The sequence below is a fragment of the Anaerotaenia torta genome (genome assembly GCF_050433395.1).
Lineage (GTDB): Bacteria > Bacillota > Clostridia > Lachnospirales > Lachnospiraceae > Mobilitalea > Mobilitalea torta.
In genome coordinates, this window is record NZ_JBNPXH010000001.1 from 483,721 (window position 1) to 502,081 (window position 18,361).

Consider the following 18,361-nt stretch of genomic DNA (forward strand, 5'->3'; position numbering starts at 1 on the left):
CCGGCTGTGCCCAAAGACTGAACGGTAACTAATATTATGCAATTTGCACAATTGCTATTGAAATTACTGGGGTTATGTGTCATAATCTTAGAAGTGTTTGTTTACAGATAATTCATATTATGTTCATATGTAACTGCTAAAATAGGACATAAGTATTATAAGAATCCTACTGGTAATTTGTCTCTTGAAGGAGAATAAGGATGTCTGGGAGCGATAAAAAGGATTTTGAATTTATCAAAGAGCAGGTAATCGAAAAAAAGCGCAAGAAATTACGGAAAAAAATCATGCCCATCATAATGACGGTTTGTCTGGCAGTTGTATTTGGAGTGATCGCTGCCATTACTTTTGTGCTGACAGAACCAGGATTGTATGGGCTTTTGCATAAGGAAGAGGAGACAAAGACACCCGCGGATTTTCCTACCTTGAATCCCGATGACCACGGTATCCAGGCCAATGCGCAGACAGGGGAGCCGGGGGAGAAGCAGAGTGAATCCAAGGACGGTGAAGAGCAGGGGGAAAAGGGAGAAGAGACAAAGAACTTTGTAACCGATGCCCCGAAGGATACACAGCCGGAGCCGGAGACTGTGATTATAGAACGGCCTATCGATGCGGATGTGGATGACTATACCAGTATCTTCAACGGATTACGCAAGATATCTTCAGAGGTTGAGAAATCCATCGTTACGGTGGTGGGAATTACGGATGAAACAGATGTATGGTTCGGGACGAGTGTAGAGCTGGCTAAGGAGACCTACGGTCTGATTATCCATAACAATAATGTTGATCTGTTGATTTTAACAAGTCTGGAGAGAATTGAGGATGCCGATATTATTCAGGTTAGATTTTCGGATAACTTTACAGTGGATGCCACTCTTCAGGATTATGAAACAGAATTGAATCTGGCGGTGATTGCCGTTCCTCTGGAGAAGATCCCGCCCATTTATATGAGCGGCCTTATGGTGGCAAAGCTGGGGGAATCCTACACCTTGACGGTTGGCAGCCCGATTTTGGCCTTGGGCAGCCCCAACGGATATACCGGTTCCATGGAGACAGGGATCGTTTCCAGCAGAAACAGCCATGCCTATATTACGGATAACAAGCTGGATCTGTTCAATACGGATATTACCGACAATGAGAACAGCGAGGGCGTTATTGTGAATATGAAGGGCGAGGTGGTCGGTCTGATTACCCGAACCCTGAAAGGTGAGATGGATGCGGGGCTTAGTACGGCAATCGGTATCAGCAAATTAAAGACCTTTCTGACCAATATGAGCAATCGGCGGGCAAGGGTATATTTTGGAGTTAAAACCATAGACATGCCCGATGCGGTAAAGAAGGAATTTGAGATAACTGCCGGAATCTATGTCAATGAAGTCCGGGAGGCTTCCCCGGCGTTCCTGGCAGGGATACAGAGCGGAGACATCATTTTCCAGGTGGATGGGCAGACCATAACCCATACGAATAATTTCTACAGTGTAATTTCTTCCCTTCTTCCGGGGGAGGAGGTATCGGTTAAAATACAGCGAACCACCGGAGCAGGCCAGAAGGAATTGGAAGTTAAGGTTACTCTTGCGGAGAAACAAAGATAGAAGAAGGAAGGATGTTAGGAAGATGGGAATTCATCGGAATAGCATCCTTTTATTATGGTCTCCTCTCTGCCGCAGACTGAACGGTAACGATTAAATTAGGGATGGTGCAATTTAGTGCTTTATATATTCTGGGGGTTAAGGTATAATGTCGATAGAGATTATACTCACGCATTTATGCGTGTGCGCCGGAGCGAAGCGTAGTGCGCATCCTGGCACGAAGTGCCATACCATGGACGCTTGCGGACATGGTATAATATCCACAGATATTATACCCGTGCCGACCGAAGGGAGTGCACACCCTGGCACGGAGTGCCATACCATAGGAGCTTGCGACTATGGTATAATACCCTTGGGTTCCTGATCTGCGGATGATAGGATACGGGAAGTGTAAAGTGATGAATTAGAAAGGTATAGAAGAATGAGGTATATTCAGGATTTAAGAGAGAATGATTTTATTAAGAATGAGATTTATCTGTGTAAGTCAAAGCAAATTTTGACCGGCAAGAGCGGCAAGACATATGCATCCTTGCTGCTGCAGGATAAGACGGGAACCATTGACGCCAAGATTTGGGACTTTAGCAGTGAGATAGAGCAGTATGAGGCCATGGACTTTGTACATATTGATGCGAGAGTGACCAGCTTCCAAGATGCGCTCCAGCTCAATATCAGCAGAATTTATAAGGGCAGGGAAGGGGAGTACTCTCCAGAGAACTATTTTCCTGTGACAACTAAAGATGTAGAAGTAATGTATCGTGAAATCAAGGAATTTGTCCTTGGTCTTAAGGATATGAATCTGAGAGCCCTGGCAGAGGATTTCTTTATTAAAAATACGGAATTTGTTAAAAACTTTAAGACCCATTCTGCGGCAAAGAGTGTACATCACAGCTTTGTCGGCGGATTATTGGAGCATACCCTGAGTGTGGTAAAGCTTTGTGAATATTATGCCTCCAGTTATCCTGTATTGAACAGGGATCTGCTGATTACTGCCGCTTTATTTCATGATATCGGCAAGATGGAGGAGCTGTCTGATTTTCCTGCCAATGATTATACCGATGACGGTCAGATGCTGGGGCATATCTTTATTGGAGCCAGTATGGTGAGAAACCATATAAAGACGATGAATAAATTCCCCGCCAAGCTTTCCAATGAGCTGGTGCATTGTATTCTGGCGCATCATGGGGAACTGGAATATGGCTCCCCTAAGAAGCCGGCCATAGCAGAGGCCATGGCACTGCATTTTGCAGATAATACGGATGCGAAGATGCAGACGGTTACAGAGCTGTTAATGTCAGATCCTAAAGCGGAATGGCTGGGATATCAGAAGCTTTTTGAGTCGAATATCAGACGGAGTACAAAGGGATAGGAAGCAGAGAAGGGCAGCTCCGGTGATGCGGAGCTGTGTTTAAAGATGGAGTATGGAATGGAGTGCTATGGCAGCAGTATTGAAGAAGAATGATCAGGTCGAGGTTACAATTGAGGATATCGGCTCCGAGGGAGAGGGCATCGGCAGGTATGAGGGATATACGCTGTTCGTCAAGGATACTGTCATGGGAGACCGGGCGCTGGTTCAGGTGATGAAGACGGGCAAAAGCTACGGCTATGCCAGGCTTGTAAAGCTGCTGGAGCCCTCCGTCTACCGGGTGGAGCCCAGATGTCCCATTGCTGCGCGCTGCGGCGGCTGCCAGCTGATGCATATTGATTATGCAAAGCAGCTGGAGTATAAGGAGAATAAAGTGCGAGGCTGCCTTACCAGAATCGGGGGCTTTCATGATTTTACGATGGAGCCTATCTGCGGAATGGAGGAGCCTTATTATTATCGCAACAAGGCCCAGTATCCGGTGGGAAGGAATAAGGACGGCAGCCTTGCCATCGGCTTTTATGCGGGGCGGACCCATTCGATTATTGATACCAGTCATTGCTATATCGGAGCGAGGGTGAATGAAGAGATTATTACATTCCTGCGTTCCTTTTTGGAGAAGCACCGGATTGAGCCCTATCATGAAGAAAATCATACGGGGCTGCTTCGTCATATTTTGATCCGGGTAGGATTTAAGACCGGTGAAGTGATGGTATGCCTGGTGCTTAACGGCGGACGGATGCCCCATGAGAACGAGCTGATTGCGGGATTACAGAAAATCGCCGGAATGAAAAGTATTTGCCTGAATATTAATCGGGAGCGCACGAATGTGATTCTGGGGGACAAGGTCATACCTCTTTGGGGAGAGCCGTATATTTCGGATTATATCGGATCTATAAGATACCGGATCTCGCCGCTGTCATTTTACCAGGTGAATCCGGTTCAGACACAGAAGCTGTACGCGATTGCTCTGGAATATGCCGATCTGAAGGGGGATGAGACGGTATGGGATCTGTATTGCGGGATTGGTACGATTTCTCTGTTCCTGGCACAGAAGGCGAAGCAGGTCTACGGGGTAGAGATTATCCCCCAGGCAATTGAGGATGCGAAGAAGAATGCTGAGCTGAACCAGATTGATAATGTGGAGTTCTTTGTCGGGGCAGCGGAGGAAGTGCTTCCGGCAAAGAATAAGGAAGAGAATATTTATGCCGATGTGATTGTGGTGGATCCTCCGAGAAAGGGATGTGACCAGAGCTTGTTAGATACGATTGTCATGATGGAGCCTGAGAAGCTGGTGTATATCTCCTGCGATCCGGCAACCCTGGCCAGGGATGCGAAGTATCTGTGTGAGAGAGGGTTTGAATTGGTGAAGGTGAGAGCGGTAGATCAATTCGGGCATTCGACCCATGTGGAGTGCGTGATTCTGATGCAGCGCAGTGGTGTGGAGGATGGAAAAAAGGGAGAAAATATAGATGACATAGGGGATTGACCTAAAGTGGGGAGTAATATGGAAGCGTCAGTAAATGAATCAAGGCAAATCTATATTGAAAAAATAAATACAGTTCAGGATTATATAGAAAAGCATCTTGACGAAGAAATCAGTGTTCAGAAGCTTTCTAAAATTGCGTTTTTTTCCGAGTACCATTTTCAAAGGATTTTTAAGCAGTTCACATCCGAAAGCTTATACAGCTTTGTTAAAAGACTTCGCCTTGAAAAGGCGATTTTTCTTCTTAGAAGCAGCCGAAAACAAACAATACAGGATATTGCACTTTCGGTTGGCTTTTCAAATCAAGCATCCTTTGCAAAAGCATTAAAAGAAGAATATCAATTGAATGCCAGTCAGATCAAGAATATGAATGATTTAGAAATCAATCAAATGATTAATGAAAATCGCACGAATGGAAAAGTATTCACAAATGATTCGTATTACAATAATCCTATTGAACTCACGATTCAAATTGTGGAGCCGTTTAAAGTACTATACACAAGATATACCGGTGCATATAAAGGCAATTCTGACTTGTTTTCCAAGCTTTTTACCAAGCTGTATTTTTTTGCTGACAGAAACAAACTGGTAAGGCAAGAGACAAAGTGGTTTGTCGTGTATCATGATTATAGTGATTTGACAGCGGAAGAAAAGCTAAGATTGAGCGTATGCATGTCCATTAAAGATGAAGTGGCTAATCAGGGTGAGTTTGGTTGTATGGAGCTTGCAGGTGGTCGATATGCTGTCGGAAGATTTCTGCTTGGAGCAGATGAATATCAGGGTGCATGGAATTACATGATTTCCGGGTGGCTTCCGGACAGTGGGTATTTACCTGATGACAGGCTTTGCTTTGAGTATTATCCACTGCAAGAAAAAGAAGATGATCATACAAGGAGGGTTGTTGAAATATTCATACCGATAACCCCTCTGTAGGAAAGGCGGATATCAGGTGAAAAAGGTAGAGTTTCAGGAAATAGGGAATCATAAATTTGATCCGGAAAGCAACAGGATCACGATTACGATCAAAAGGGATTTTAAAGACGCTTTAATTAATTTAGATCATTTCAGTCATTGCGTTGTATTCACAAAGGAGAATCATGGTTTCAATTGTTATTTAGCAAGGATTGTTAATATACAGGGAAGAACCGGTGAAATGCTTATAGAATCTGATGACAATCGGCTTGTGGGTGAGCTGGTAGACATTAAACCCTATTTCCCTTGTGAAGAGAAAGCCGATGGCTATGACAAGGGGATCGTTCTGAGAGAGAAAGATCTTGAACCGTTATTATTCAAGGGAAAACCGATAGGAAAATTTCTCAGCGCGCATAATGGTGGGGTCATTCAGTTTCAGGAGTCGGAAAATGCTTCAGCAGATGCAATTACAAAATCCATTAAGCAGATAAAAGAAGGAGCATTTCTGAGAGTGATATGGTGGTTTGACCGTTTTGATAATAAGCGGTATCGAAGTCATTCAATGTGTAATCCTCCCTATGACAACGCTCCCAGATGCGGTGTGTTTGCCACAAGATCACCCGTAAGACCCAATCCTTTAGCATCTACTATTGTAAAAGTCAAATCAATCGATCCGTATAACCGGAGTATTTCGGTTTTGGGATTTGACGGATTTGCCCACTCTATGATTCTGCAGATTGTGCCATATCAAGAAATAGATATTTGCGGCGCGAAGGTTCCGGAATGGGTTGGTCACTGGACCGATCGTAAAGTATTTCATGATATTCCCGATATAGAGACATTTGTTGATAATAATGCAGCGTTTGATGGGAGCTCATACTATTTTGAAGAATTGGATCGTAATGAAATTTTTGAGCAGGAAGATACGGACTCAAATGAAATTGTCGTTGAGGGTGCCTCAATTCACAATTTGAAAAATATAACTATCAGGATTCCGAAAGAAAAAATTACGGTAATAACAGGCGTAAGCGGAAGTGGAAAATCAAGCCTTGCTTTTGACACCATATATCATGAAAGCCAGAAACAGTTTATGGATTTGATTGCACCAAATGCATTCATGGGAACCGATTTAAAGGATTCTATGGTCAAAAAAATTACCGGGCTTCAACCTTCAATTGCGATTGAGCAGAAAAGCTTGGGGATGAATCCGAGATCAACCGTTGCTTCCGTTACGAGAGTCGGTGAGTACTTGCGACTGCTGTTTGCTACAATTGGGGAGCGGGTTTGCCCGAATTGTAATGAAATCGTTCCGGGGAATAATGTCTGCAATACCTGTGGTACGATTTTCTTCACGCTTACTCCGGCTGTATTCAATTACAATCATCCTGAGTATATGTGCCCTGTCTGCAAAGGTCTTGGAGAGGAGCTCCAGGTAGATGTTGATTTAATTGTGACGAATCCTGAGTTGTCTATTATGGACGGAGCCTCTCCATGGTGGGGGAACCTGAGAAAACATAGAGAAAAGCCTAATGCTAACTGGATGAAGGGCGAGGTCCTGGCGTTGGCAATTGATATGAACGAGGATCTGGAGGTGCCTTTTAAAGATTTGTCAGAAGAATACAAGAAGCAAATTTTTTATGGCAGCAATGGACGGCCGGTAACACTGAATTATGAAAATACCAACGGTAGAAGTGGTACAATTACTAGACCAGTCGAAGGCGTGATCAATATACTGCAGCGACTACTAGTTGAAAATAGTACGTCAAAGTCCATGGAACATATTGATAGATTTATTGTAAATAAAAAATGTAGTAGATGTAAAGGTGAAAGGCTGCTTGAAGAGGGTCGATTGGTAAGCATAGACAGCACGAGATATCCGGAAGCTGCGAAAATGAACATTACTGTATTGCGGAAATGGTGCCATTCCACATATGGAAACCTTGATGAGAACAGTCGAGAAAAATGTAGAGATATTTTAAAGAAAATAATCGCAAAACTCAAGAAACTTGAACAAGTGGGACTTGGATATATTAATTTGGACCGGAGTATCCCATCCTTGTCCGGTGGAGAGGCGCAAAGACTGAAAATAGCCAATCAATTTGGGTCGGGGCTTTCTAATATTCTATATATCATGGACGAGCCTTCCAGAGGGTTGCATCCAAAAGATTTTCTTTTCTTGATTGAAGCGATTCAGAACTTGAAAAAGCTGAAAAATACGGTTGTTGTCGTTGAACATAAAAAAGAATTGATTCAAATGGCGGACTATTTGATTGAGATCGGTCCCGGCGCAGGACAATACGGTGGTCAGTTATTAAGCGCAGATATGGTTGAACAGAATAGGATACATGAAATTGAAGACTACGAATACTCCGTTAGGAGTGCAGACATTGAAGAAAATAAAAAAATTGTACTAAAGGGTGCAAGAGCAAATAATCTTAAAAACATTGAAGTTTCCATACCTCTCAATAAATTTGTTTGTGTCATTGGAGTTAGCGGATCAGGGAAAAGCAGTCTGATTTCAAAAACATTGTTTCCAGCCATAGTAAAGGCACTTGGAAAAAGCGTGGATACAGGTGGAGAGTATGATAGCATATCAGGGGTTGAATGTATTTCTGATGTATACTACGTCAGCCAAAAGGCTATTGGTAAAAACTCCAGATCTACCCCAGGCACATATACCGGAGCTTTTGACTTGATTAGAGACTATTACTCCAAGTTAAGCGAAGCAAAAAAAACGAAACTAACAAAAGAGCATTTTAGCTTCAATAGTCCGAAGGGACAGTGTGAAGCTTGTAAGGGTGCCGGTGAAATAGCAATTCCAATGCATTTTATGCCGGATATTTATGTTCCCTGTGATAAGTGTAAGGGTAAGAGATATATAGAATCTGTATTGAAAATAAAACATAAGGGATATTCGATTTCTGACTTGCTTGATTTGGAAATCAGAGAAGTTAAAGAAATATTCAAAAATGAATCCAGTATATATCAAATATTGGATATGCTCTGTAAGGTTGGACTTTCGTATATCAAATTTGGGCAAAGTGCAGCAACCTTATCAGGAGGTGAAGCTCAGAGAATCAAGCTGGCAAAAGAGCTTTGTGACAGTAAGGCTGATGGTACGATTTATATTCTGGATGAGCCAACTTCGGGGCTTCATGATGCTGACGTTGATAAGCTGAGCTTTATTATCCGTGAACTTACATCGAAGGGTGCGACAGTTGTTGTGATAGAACACAATCCGAGGATCATCAGAAAGGCAGATTATATTATCGAATTAGGACCTGAAGGCGGAGAGAAAGGAGGGTATCTATTAAAGGAAGGATGGTGTTGAAGCCAACTCAAAGTAAAGAATGTCTAGAAATGGCTTCTGTGAAATAAAACTGGATATATTGATAGAACAACTATACGATGCGGGGATTAAAGCCTCGAAAGAACAGACTGCGCATTTTTGTTTCTGACAAAAAGAATTGAACGTTTTGCTAGATGCGTTCCCGATGACTGGGGAGATGGCTATGACAATGTTGTGGTATGCTGTACGGTTGAGAATCAGAAAAATGCAGACTATAAACTGGAGATTTTGAAATCACTTCCTATAAAGCACAAGTGTATAACGGCACAACCACTTTTAGAGAATATACATATTGAACAATACTTAAACGACATCGAACTTGTTGTAGTGGGTGGAGAATCTGATTCTTAAGCGAGAATACTGGATTATAGCTGGGTATTGGATATTAGGGAGCAATGCATCCGAAATAATGTTTCCTTTGAGTTTCGTCAATGCGGTACGCACTTTGTCAAGGGTGGGCAATACAAATTGCAAACGAAGGTACTTCAGCTGATTTATCGGCATATAAGAACAGTAACTTTGAATGTTTAGTATGTGATTTGTTTACCTTGATTATTATATAAATTAATATAAGTGTTGGAGGTTACGAAGATGTCATTAGTTTTGAATATCTTGATTATTATTTGTTCTGTAATAGGTATTATAGTATGTGCCAAGGGGATTAAGAAGAACATTCTGTATAGAGGTGGATTATACTTTTTTATTTTATTGCTTATAGAAAAGCTGTATTCCTTAATTGTTCCAATATTTATTGAGAAACTCATAGCTCATGGAATAGATAATCCTGGTCTTTGGATTAGGAATTTGACTATTCCCCCTTTATTAATAATGGCTATTGCGATCATCATATTAGTAATATTTTTGATTAGAGGGCTTAGAGAAAACATTAAATAGGAGGTTCCACCTGAACTTAGAGAGTAAGAATATGCAGATGGCGAGCAACTCGAAACGATGGATAAGTGGACGAGGAAATCATTCTTATAAAATAATAAATAGGGTTCGAAACTGCTCTATAAAGAATACGAAGGGCAATATGACAAAAAAAGAATTAACGCTAGAACAACGAAAAGTAGACGTGGATCTATGGATTATAGCTATTATATCTTTAGCAGTGCTTGTAATCTATACGGCACTCCAAGATCAATTTGTTATGGTTATAAAAAATAATGACATCAATATCCTTTTACGTGTGCTTTTGGGTGCCGTATTTCAATTTGGTTTAGCAGGCTTAGGTATTGTTGTTGTGTCAATTTTCAGAAAAGAAAATCTCCTTACTTATGGTCTTAATAAAAAAGGAGCTGGTTTATCTATTGTTCTATGTTCTCTATGTTTTGTCCCTTATATTGTTTATATGCTGTCCACCGGGCAAATAACGAGCTATTTGCCGTTTCAATCTGTTTGGACGACGGAAGATGTATTATTAAGCGGCTTTCCCATAAACATTATTGGGATACTGATAACTGCCCTCGCTTGGGGGTTCTTTGAAGGCTTTAATTATGTGGTAATCAGTGATAAAATTAATCAAGATGGCTTAACTGGGGGGCCTTTGTTTGTGCGGTGCTGTGTATCCTTATTCATGGTGCAATCGGTGTGACTGCCGAAGGTATGATAGAAACGCTTACCATATTTATTATTGTATATGGTATGTTGCTGGTAAAGGAATTCACCGGAAATGCGTGGGGATGCGTATTCCTCTTTCTGTTTTTGTGGAATGCCTTTTAGCGATTACAAAGGACATGATTGACAATGATTAAAGGAGGTAATATGACATACTTAACAAAAAACATTCAAAGTAAATCCACACTTATGCAGCTGGCCCGCAATGCCTTTCCGAAAAGAAAGTTGAAGAACATACAAGAGTTGACAGAAGGCTATTTCAATATCGCTTACCAAGTTTCTTTTGAGGATGGAAGTCAAAGTATACTCAAGATAGCCCCTGACCCTAAAGTAACTGTCATGACTTATGAAAAGAATATTATGGAAGCGGAAGTACGCGCTATGCAATTGGCAGCACAAAAAACCAAAGTTCCATTGCCGGAAGTGGAGTTTTATGATTCCTCTTGCACACTTTGCAGCTCTCCTTATTTTTTTATGAAAAGGATAAATGGAAAAAGCTTATCTTCTCAAAAGTCTTCCCTGAATTCTGAGCAAATAAGCCATATTAATCATCTGGTGGGTTCTTTAAATAAAGAGATTAACCAAATAACAAATGATAGTTTTGGTTATCCCGGCCAAAAGGAACTGCAAGGTGATAACTGGTTTGATGTTTTTTCTGCAATGATAAAAACGGTACTAATGGATGCAGAGAAAGAAAATATTGACCTCACCATCTCCTCGAGTGAGCTACTCGAATTACTCAAAAAAAATCGGGTAATATTCCAGAGTATTTTAACACCACGTCTAGTGCATTGGGACATATGGGACGGCAATATCTTCGTTGATGATGGAAAGTTTACAGGCTTAATTGACTGGGAGCGTTGCCTGTGGGGCGATTCGCTTATGGAAGTAGGATTCCGGTCCTATGCCCAATCGGCTGACTTTTTAAAGGGATACGAAATTGAGGAATTCACAAACGAAGAAAAACAAAGGATTCTATGGTATGATCTCTATTTGCTCATGATTGTTGCGCAGGAACATGTTTATCGAGGATACGAAACAGCCGATTCCTATCTCTGGGCAACGTCATTATTGGGTGAGAAATATAGAGAGCTATTGAAAATATCATCCCGTTAAGGAGGGATAGAAACATGTTACATAAGTCACTTAAAGCTATTTGGATTATGTTTGCTATATTCATCGTGTTGTTATGTGTTAATCTGGTTGTGAAAGGAGTTTGGGGAGCAGCGCAGAGAATGTGGCTTGTCATGGATATATGGGCTATGCTGTTGTCGGCCTTTTTATTACTAAAACATAAACTCCCAAGTCGGAAAAGCATGATGGTTTCAGCCCTGCTTGGATTATTGGTTTTATTATCGTATATTAAAACAGGCGGGATGTCATCGGTATTAGCCGTAGCTGTAACGGTCTTATCGTCTTTTGCTGTCTTTAGTACATTTGAAAGCTACGGGGAAAAACGCTTACAAATAATAAATAAAAAGGAAAAATTAAGCATAGTAACCAGTTTGATTTGGGGACTGGGGGCCGGTGTTATCTGGGGCACTATAAATTATTTTCTTATGATTTCAAGTAATGAGCCCAAATTTAGCATTCATATCATGAATTTTCTCGTGGCACTTAGCCCTGCCATACTCGAAGAGATCGCCATGAGAACATTGTTTTTTGCATTCTGCCTCAGTTTATTGAGAGGCAGTATTGAAAATAAGCGTGAAAATTTTACTTGTTGGTTTATGATGATGGTTCCCCATGTATTAATACATACTCCGGATACATTTATCAACCAAGGCTTTGTATCCGGAATTATAAGTGTGGTTCTGTACTTGGTTATTTTTGCGCTTCCCTTTGCGATTTTACAAAGGAAGCGTGATATAGCGTCAGCTATGATTGCTCATGGAACGGTTGATGCTATACGGTTTTGCTTTTTTGGACTCCCAGATATTTTTCCGATTTAGATAAGATTGCAGATGAAAGCATAGTAAAATTGTGGTATACTAATAGATGCTAAGAAGCAGAAAGGGGGGGATGCAAATGAAACAACGATTATTGGAGCTTTTGAGGGAAGAAAAGGAGATGAAGCTCAAAGGCAGTCTGTATCACCAGACACAGATCAAACTTACCTACAATTCAAACCGGATCGAAGGCAGCCGCCTTTCGGAGGATCAGACCCGTTATATATATGAAACCAATACCATAAACACGCAGCCGGATGAAACGGCGGATGTGGACGATATCATTGAGACAGTGAATCATTTTGCCTGCTTTGACTACATGCTCACCCATGCGGATGAAGAGCTGACCGAGGAAATGATCAAGGAATTCCACCGGCTGTTGAAACGGAATACCTCGGACGAGCGGAAGGAATGGTTCCGTGTCGGTAATTATAAAGCGAGAGAAAATATGGTCGGGGATAAAGAAACGACATCTCCCGCCAAGGTGGCGGGAGAGATGCAGAAGCTCCTTGCCGATTACCATGGAAAAAAGAATAAAACGATACAGGACATCCTCGAATTCCATTACCGGTTCGAATGTATCCACCCGTTCCAGGACGGCAATGGGAGGGTAGGCCGGGTCATAATGTTTAAGGAATGCCTGAAAAATGATATCCTGCCTTTTATTATCGATGAGGCACATAAGCTGTTTTACTACCGGGGACTGAATCAATATAAGACAGAAAAGGGATATCTTACAGATACCTGCCTCTCAGCACAGGATCAGTACGAGGTGATGGTATCCTACTTCTTTCCGGAGCTTACTACCGGGGTCAGCCAGGATATGAGCCGGCAACAATAAATAAAGCAAAAATTTGCGTCTTATGGTTTTTGGAAAACCAAAGGACGCTATTTTTTGGGGATTAGTATTTAAATTCCTTGCCTATGTTCTTAAAGACCATCTCGGTCATTATAGAGGAATGGTGTGAAATTTGTAAGGTCATAAGTAGATTCCATTAAAACATAGAACCACTTACGGCCTTTATTTCTGCAAAATTTTTTAAAAGTCATCATTGACAGTTGGGTCTATTGAGTATAGACTATATAATATAGTCGATACTGAATAGACCAAGGAGGTTTATCATGAAGGAATATAAACTTGCAGAAAGTGAAGAAAAATTTGCGAAATTAATTTGGCGGAACGAACCGATTGGTTCCGGCGATCTTGTGAAGCTAAGTGAAAAAGAGATGAATTGGAAAAAGTCCACAACATATACAGTACTTAAAAAGTTATGTGAAAAGGGTATTTTTCAAAATGAAAATGCAGTGGTTTCTTCTCTGATTTCAAAGGATGGATATTATGCTAAACAAAGTATACATTTTGTTGAAGATACCTTTGGAGGGTCTTTGCCGAAATTTCTAACAGCTTTTATCAGTGGTAAAAAATTAAGTAATCATCAGGCTGAAGAGTTGAAAAGATTGATTGATGAACACAAGTCCAGTTAAGATAGAAATTTCGTTAATTTCAAAATAAATGATCCGCTGGACTGGGAGGTGTAATAATGAGTGAACTATTTCTTACTGTTTTAAATATGAGCCTTACGGCAAGTTATGTTATCCTTTTTGTAATACTTATCAGGCTGCTACTTAAAAAAGCTCCCAAAGTCATCTCCTATGCATTATGGAGTGTGGTTGCTTTTCGCCTTATAATTCCATTCTCCTTTGAAAGCATATTTAGTCTTATGCCATGGAATACAAATACTGTACCAATCCCCCATGATATCATCTATCAAGAAAATCCACAGATTAATAGTGGGATAGAAGTAGTTGATTCATTCTTAAGTAAATCACTTCCTGGACCAGCTACTGGAGCAAGTGTAAATCCGTTACAGATTTATATAGAAATAGGAGCATGTATATGGGTTCTAGGAATCATTGTATTACTTATCTACAGTTTAGTGTCCGTTTTACAATTAACAGGACAGCTAAAAAGTGCAAAGTTGATAGAGAAGAATATTTTCGAAGCTGAGAATATGAAAACTCCATTTGTACTTGGATGGATAAGACCTAAGATATATTTACCGGTTGGACTTAAAGCTGAAGAAAGAAGTTATATTTTGTTACATGAACAGACCCATATCCATCGAACAGACCATATAATAAAAATATTAGCTTTTCTGATCTTGTCCGTTCACTGGTTTAATCCCCTTGTATGGATTGCGTTCATGTTAATGAGTACAGATATGGAGCTTTCTTGTGACGAAAGAGTACTGAAAGAAATGAATGAAGAAATTAAAAAGCCTTATACGAATTCACTATTGTCCCTTGCTGCTGGAACTCATATATTAAATGGAAGTCCCCTTGCTTTTGGCGAGGGAAATGTAAAAGGGAGAATAAAAAACGTATTAAATTATAAAAAGCCACGATTTTGGGTAATTGTTTTTTCAATTATCATTATGGCAGCAGTTGGAATTGGATTTATGACAAATCCTATATCTTCACCATCATTTAATGGATCATCCTATCGAGTTGAAGAAATTCTATACCAAGCACCTATGTACTCCTTTGGTTATACATTGGATACCGCACCTCAGTACTCTATTTCATCGGACTATCAGCTTTACAGTAAACAGATCACTGACGAAGATTGGAATATGCACAATGGGCTATACACTTATAAAATTAGCAAAAAGGAGTTATACGCACTGTTCAATCCGCCTTATGACAAGGCTCATGAAGCAATCAGCCAAGCAAAACTGATTTACCTGGCAGATCCCAACGATGATAACCAGACCTTCTATTTGGTGATTCAGCTAAAAAACGGAGATGTATTATTGGCAGTAGGGTACGATAATGAGGAGAACCGCCATATTCGCTGGCTATTTAGGTTAGAGAAACTAAGTGATAGTAATGGTGAAGCCGCAGGTATAAAATTGAATACGAAGGATGATAACATGGATGGTCAAATCACCAGTTTTGCATGGGAATTTATAAATAAAGATATTGTAAACTATGAATCAAACCCGGAAGTAAATATAATCGATAGTAAGATAACACGGTTGGAGTTAATAGAAACCTTCGATAGCTTGGCAGATGCTCCCATTGATGTTTATGCATTGGAATACCGATTACTTCCTGAAGATTTGAGTAAAGTAGTTTTGGCTGGCGGAATGGATGTAGATGAGGAGGGATGGCTTAAAGAAGCAAGCAGCATGGGAAGGCCACTCATTGTTGTATTGCGAAATAGCGATTCATTAAAACTTGTTGGAACTCTTTGGACGGGAGAAGTTTCAGGTAAGTTAGGATTGGAGCCTGCAATTCAATCTTTACTTGAACCCATTGTTCCAGTACCTACTGTGCTATAGTTGCTTTTTTTAAACTTCCGAAATATAATTTAGGTAATCAAGGCTGTAATATGGATTTCGAACGGTGAAAATAGCGGGAGTTTGGATTGTTTCGTGAGATGCGAAAAAACAGATGGACGTTTGAGATATCGTAAAATGGGGGCGGAAGGATGACTGAGGTTTACTATATTGAGGATGATGAAAATATTACTCGGGTTGTAAAAGAGTACCTTGAGCAGAAGAATTGTAGAGTTTCCATATTTTCAACGATTGCAGAAGCAAGGCAGGCTCTGCAGAATCATGTGCCGGGGATAGTCCTGGTGGATTGGAATATGCCGGATGGACGGGGAGATATGCTGTGCCGATGGATTCGCTCAAGATGGGCTGAGCTTCTGGTTGTTTTTCTGACTGTTCGAAATGATGCTTGTGATATTGTTTCCGGATTTCAGAATGGTGCGGATGATTATGTAATAAAGCCCTTTGAACTGGATGTTTTGTATTCTCGTATCTGTGCGTTGCTCCGCAGGGCAGGTAATGTGTCAGACAATTATCTTTCCTGCGGATTTGTTTCCCTTGACCGGAACCGGATGATGGTCTTTTGCGGCGGGGAAGAAATCAGCTTAAGTCAGGCTGAATATCAATTACTTTTGCTTTTACTGATAAATAAAGGGAAAACGGTCACGCGAGAACGACTGCTTGAACAGATATGGGACAATAACGGAAACTATGTGAATAACAATACGCTGACTGTCACCATGAAGCGTCTGCGAGAAAAGCTTCATCAGCCCTCCTGCTTGAAAACAATCAGGAGTTTTGGGTATCGCATGGAGGACACAGTATGAACGGGAGAAAAAGTACAGGCTTGACAGTGATATTTGTGCTGTCTGTGAGCCTGATTGCAGTATCTTTTACGGCAGTGTTTTTGACAAATTATTATAGCCATATGCAGTTTCAGATGATGGGGAGTATTTGTCAAGGAGTAATGGAAGAACGGCCAGAGACAACACAGACAATATTGGAGATTTTGAAGGAACACAAAAACCAACAGACAGTACAGGAAGATGAAAACATCCTGCGGACCTTAGGCTACCGGGAGTCTGATTTTTTTAAATTCCCTCAAAGATACATAGTCCTTCTTGCCGTATGTGGCTTTGTGATTGGCGGCTTTCTGTTTTTATTTGCTTTCTGGTACTGGCATAGAAAGGAAGCTTTACACATAAAAGCATTGACCGGTTATTTGGAAAAAGTGAATATGGGAAGGCAGGAGGTGCTTCTGGAAGTATCTGAAGATGATTTTTCCAGATTGCAGGACGAGATATACAAAACGGTGACGACATTAAGCCAGACAAAGGATGCCGCACTGGAAGCGAAAAGCAATTTTGCAGAAAATCTCTCCAATATAGCTCATCAGCTCAAAACACCCATAACAGCGATCTCTCTTTCTACCCAGATGATGAAAGAATATCCTTCCCTAGAATACCTGGAACAGATCCAGAAGCAGCTGAGACGGCTGACACATCTTGAGGAAGCATTGCTGCTGTTGTCACGCATCGATGCAGGTACACTTGCACTGGAACTAAAAGCGGTGGATGTATTTACAGTTCTTACGCTTGCTGCTGATAATCTGCAGGAGCTGTTTGTACAAGCAGGAGTTTCGCTTGATATTCCGGATATGGGTGAAATCGAAATGACTGCAGATTTAGATTGGACAATGGAAGCAATCATGAACCTGCTCAAAAATTGTATGGAGCACACTCCGGCAGGAAAGACAGTTCACTGCTCCTATGAGCAGAATCCTTTATATATACAGATAAGGATATGGGATGAGGGACAGGGCTTTGCCAAAAAGGATCTTCCGCATCTTTTTGAACGCTTTTATCGCGGCCAGAATGCAAAAGATGGCGGGATAGGGATTGGGCTTTCTCTGGCAAAAGCAATCATCGAAATGCAGAATGGAATAATCAGTGCCGGGAACATTCCAAATGGTGGTGCCTGTTTTGAAATACGCATGTACAGTCACTAAGATGTCACTTTACTTTGCTATGATAAAACTGTTCAGAGAAGAACAGTAAGAAACAATGTCATAGGAGGTCCATTATGGAGATACTGAAATGTAATGATGTGGAAAAGATCTTTGGGAAAGGGAGTAACCGTGTTGCTGCCCTGAATGGCATTGATCTGTCCATTGAAAAGGGAGAATTTGTCGCGCTCATTGGCTCATCCGGTTCTGGAAAATCGACCCTGCTTCACATTTTGGGGAGCGTTGACCGTCCGACAAAAGGTACGGTTGTGGTGGATGGTGTTAATATTGGAACACTGAGTGCTGCCGATGCTGCAATTTTCCGGCGAAGAAAGGTCGGGTTGGTCTATCAGTTTTATAATCTTATTCCTACCCTGACTGTCAGAAAGAACATCCTCATGCCAATGCTTCTTGATAAGCGAAAGCCGGATCAGGAGTATTTTGATAACATTATCCGCATATTGGGGATTGAAGATAAGCTGGAGGCGCTGCCGCATCAGCTCTCCGGCGGACAGCAGCAGAGGGTGGCGATTGCACGGGCTCTGATTTATCGGCCTGCACTTGTGCTGGCAGATGAACCGACCGGAAATCTTGACCAAAAGAATTCAAAAGAGATTGTTGATCTTCTAAAGCTGTCAAACCGCAATCTGAAACAGACAATTTTCTTGATCACCCATGATGAAAAAATTGCTTTGGAAGCAGATCGCATCCTTACGATTGAGGATGGCCGTATTATTGCAGACAATCGCAGGAGGTGAC

General features: G+C 41.1%; 16 protein-coding genes. All 16 read left to right on the forward strand.

The annotated features are described in order from the left end of the window. Positions 1-200: 200 nt before the first annotated feature. The 16 genes from HNQ56_RS02110 (at position 201) to HNQ56_RS02185 (ending at position 18,360) form a co-directional block, all read left to right on the forward strand. A complete protein-coding gene (locus tag HNQ56_RS02110) occupies positions 201-1,589 on the forward strand; it encodes a S1C family serine protease (RefSeq protein WP_429142282.1) in 1,389 nt (462 codons plus the stop codon). A gap of 418 nt (positions 1,590-2,007) precedes the next feature. Beyond that, positions 2,008-2,952 carry a 3'-5' exoribonuclease YhaM family protein gene (locus HNQ56_RS02115; protein ID WP_429142284.1) on the forward strand — a complete coding sequence of 315 codons (945 nt, stop codon included), beginning with the start codon at positions 2,008-2,010 and terminating at the stop codon, positions 2,950-2,952. Between the two features lie 52 nt (positions 2,953-3,004). Then, positions 3,005-4,435, forward strand: a complete 1,431-nt coding sequence (gene rlmD, locus HNQ56_RS02120; RefSeq protein ID WP_429142286.1) for a 23S rRNA (uracil(1939)-C(5))-methyltransferase RlmD — start codon at positions 3,005-3,007, stop codon at positions 4,433-4,435. A gap of 18 nt (positions 4,436-4,453) precedes the next feature. Beyond that, a complete protein-coding gene (locus HNQ56_RS02125) occupies positions 4,454-5,365 on the forward strand; it encodes an AraC family transcriptional regulator (RefSeq protein ID WP_429142288.1) in 912 nt (303 codons plus the stop codon). 16 nt (positions 5,366-5,381) lie between these two features. Further along, entirely contained in the window at positions 5,382-8,675 is a 3,294-nt protein-coding gene (locus HNQ56_RS02130; protein WP_429142290.1) for a TrmO family methyltransferase domain-containing protein, read from the forward strand. Positions 8,676-8,792: 117 nt separating this feature from the next. After that, positions 8,793-9,044, forward strand: a complete 252-nt coding sequence (locus HNQ56_RS02135; RefSeq protein WP_429142292.1) for a DUF5131 family protein — start codon at positions 8,793-8,795, stop codon at positions 9,042-9,044. A gap of 240 nt (positions 9,045-9,284) precedes the next feature. Continuing rightward, entirely contained in the window at positions 9,285-9,587 is a 303-nt protein-coding gene (locus tag HNQ56_RS02140; RefSeq protein WP_429142293.1) for a hypothetical protein, read from the forward strand. Between the two features lie 139 nt (positions 9,588-9,726). Continuing rightward, complete coding sequence (locus tag HNQ56_RS02145) at positions 9,727-10,287, forward strand: hypothetical protein (RefSeq protein ID WP_429142294.1); 561 nt, start codon at positions 9,727-9,729, stop codon at positions 10,285-10,287. A gap of 170 nt (positions 10,288-10,457) precedes the next feature. Continuing rightward, positions 10,458-11,426 (forward strand): phosphotransferase family protein, encoded by a 969-nt coding sequence (locus tag HNQ56_RS02150; RefSeq protein WP_429142296.1) that lies wholly within the window; start codon positions 10,458-10,460, stop codon positions 11,424-11,426. A gap of 14 nt (positions 11,427-11,440) precedes the next feature. Beyond that, a complete protein-coding gene (locus tag HNQ56_RS02155; protein WP_429142298.1) occupies positions 11,441-12,262 on the forward strand; it encodes a CPBP family glutamic-type intramembrane protease in 822 nt (273 codons plus the stop codon). Positions 12,263-12,338: 76 nt separating this feature from the next. Further along, positions 12,339-13,100, forward strand: a complete 762-nt coding sequence (locus HNQ56_RS02160) for a Fic family protein (protein ID WP_429142300.1) — start codon at positions 12,339-12,341, stop codon at positions 13,098-13,100. A 281-nt stretch (positions 13,101-13,381) separates the two neighbouring features. Continuing rightward, positions 13,382-13,744 (forward strand): BlaI/MecI/CopY family transcriptional regulator, encoded by a 363-nt coding sequence (locus HNQ56_RS02165; RefSeq protein WP_429142302.1) that lies wholly within the window; start codon positions 13,382-13,384, stop codon positions 13,742-13,744. Between the two features lie 56 nt (positions 13,745-13,800). Then, complete coding sequence (locus HNQ56_RS02170; RefSeq protein ID WP_429142304.1) at positions 13,801-15,603, forward strand: M56 family metallopeptidase; 1,803 nt, start codon at positions 13,801-13,803, stop codon at positions 15,601-15,603. Between the two features lie 149 nt (positions 15,604-15,752). After that, entirely contained in the window at positions 15,753-16,424 is a 672-nt protein-coding gene (locus HNQ56_RS02175) for a response regulator transcription factor (RefSeq protein WP_429142306.1), read from the forward strand. Further along, a complete protein-coding gene (locus HNQ56_RS02180) occupies positions 16,421-17,605 on the forward strand; it encodes a sensor histidine kinase (RefSeq protein WP_429142308.1) in 1,185 nt (394 codons plus the stop codon). The genes HNQ56_RS02175 and HNQ56_RS02180 overlap by 4 nt, the downstream gene beginning before the upstream one ends. 74 nt (positions 17,606-17,679) lie before the next feature. Next, on the forward strand, positions 17,680-18,360 hold the full coding sequence (locus HNQ56_RS02185) for an ABC transporter ATP-binding protein (RefSeq protein WP_429142310.1): 681 nt from the start codon (positions 17,680-17,682) through the stop codon (positions 18,358-18,360). Position 18,361: the final 1 nt, after the last annotated feature.